This window comes from Paraburkholderia sp. Tr-20389 (assembly GCF_017104565.1).
In the GTDB taxonomy this organism is placed as follows: Bacteria; Pseudomonadota; Gammaproteobacteria; order Burkholderiales; family Burkholderiaceae; genus Paraburkholderia.
The window spans coordinates 1-1,766 of sequence record NZ_JAAGPD010000107.1; the positions used below are offsets into that span (position 1 = coordinate 1).

The 1,766-nt window shown below is 59.3% G+C and carries 2 protein-coding genes; both read right to left on the reverse strand.

Translation table 11 applies throughout. The features are described 5' to 3' along the window. Positions 1-178: 178 nt before the first annotated feature. Complete coding sequence (gene ppk2, locus G3N95_RS40350; protein WP_205975642.1) at positions 179-1,105, reverse strand: polyphosphate kinase 2; 927 nt, start codon at positions 1,103-1,105, stop codon at positions 179-181. Between the two features lie 128 nt (positions 1,106-1,233). Then, positions 1,234-1,620, reverse strand: a complete 387-nt coding sequence (locus G3N95_RS40355) for a VOC family protein (protein ID WP_205975643.1) — start codon at positions 1,618-1,620, stop codon at positions 1,234-1,236. Positions 1,621-1,766 lie beyond the last annotated feature (146 nt).

Genomic DNA, 1,766 nt, shown 5'->3' on the forward strand with positions numbered 1-1,766 from the left:
TTCAACAAGCAGGCGCAGATCATCGACCAGCATGGCGATGAAAGTTAACATCGCCGCGTCCCGTTTACAACCGGTTTGCGCCAAAAACAAAATGCCGTTCAGTCGCTTAACTGAACGGCATTACGGCGATTGCCGCGCTTTTTCATTTCAACCCTTCAAACAGCCTGTAAAACGACGTTCAATAGACGTCCGGCACGATCATCGTATCCGGCACGGGATGACGGATGTACTCTTCGTGGAAGACGCGCTCAGGCAGCACGATCGACTGATGCTCGATCTCGTGATACGGCACCTGGCTCAGCAGATGGTTGATGCAGTTCAGGCGCGCGCGCTTCTTGTCGACGGCCTGCACGACCCACCACGGTGCTTCGGGAATGTGCGAACGCTGCAGCATCACTTCCTTCGCTTGGGTATACAACTCCCAGCGGCGACGGCTTTCCAGGTCCATCGGGCTCAGCTTCCATTGCTTGAGCGGATCATGGATGCGCGCCTGGAAGCGGATTTCCTGCTCTTCATCGGTGATCGAAAACCAGTACTTGATGATCTGCACACCGCTGCGCACGAGCATCTTCTCGAACTCGGGCACCGAACGGAAGAACTCTTCGTATTCGTCGTCGGTGCAGAAACCCATCACGCGCTCGACACCTGCGCGGTTGTACCAGCTGCGATCGAACAGCACCATTTCGCCGCCTGCGGGCAGATGGCTGACATAGCGCTGAAAATACCACTGCGTGCGTTCGCGGTTGTTCGGCGCGGGCAGCGCCGCGACACGGCATACGCGCGGATTCAGGCGTTGCGTGATGCGCTTGATTGCGCCACCCTTGCCGGCCGCATCGCGACCTTCGAAGATCACGACGAGGCGATGCCCCGTCTTGACGATCCAGTCCTGCAGCTTGACGAGTTCGCCTTGCAGACGAAACAGCTCGCGGAAATAGTGCTTGCGCAATTCGCGCGCTTCGGGCGTAAAGCCTTCCGCGCCGTCGAGGATGCGGTCGTCGACTTCCATTTCGAGCTCTTCGTCGTATGCATCGACGAGATCCTCTTCGAAGCGGCGCTGCCGTGCGGCAAGCGACGCGGCGTCAAGTTCCTGCTCGGATTCCTTCATCACAGTGGCTCCTGTTTCTTCCGTTCTACGGAAAGGGTTCACGCTGCGCGTGGGCTCTTGTGATTGTGAGCTTTCTGGGTGTCAGTCATATTACTCTCTTGCAGCATCGGCATGCCTTCCACGCTCCGTCAAAGCCGCTTTGCAATGCTCACTTCGTGTCCGTCGGGATCGCAGATATGAAAATAGCGCTCGCCCCATGTTGCATCGGCGGGCGCCGCCTCCGGGCTGTATCCCGCCGCAAGCGCCTTGCGATACACGGCATCCACGTCGGACACATGCACGATCACGCGCCCCCACCACAGCACCGGGCCTCTTGTGTCGACAATCAGGTTCAGATAAGTGCCACCGAAGTCGAACGACGTAAACGACTCGTGCGGTCCGCCATACGACAGGGGAAACCCGAGCGCCAGATAGAACGCAACGGCGCGCTCCATATCATGCGTCGCAAGCGTGACCGCGCTCAGCCCTTCGAATCGCGGCTCCGCGGCATCGCTGTGTGATCGAGGCTGGTTCATCGCTTCCTCCCGCGTCTGAATGATCGGCATAGGGGGTAGCCAACAGGCTACGCCCCTGCCACACCACCCGGCATGCGGGTCCGCACCGGGCGGTTCGGGAAGTTGAGGTCAGGAGAGACGGGGTAGGCCTAGTCGGTCGAACCATG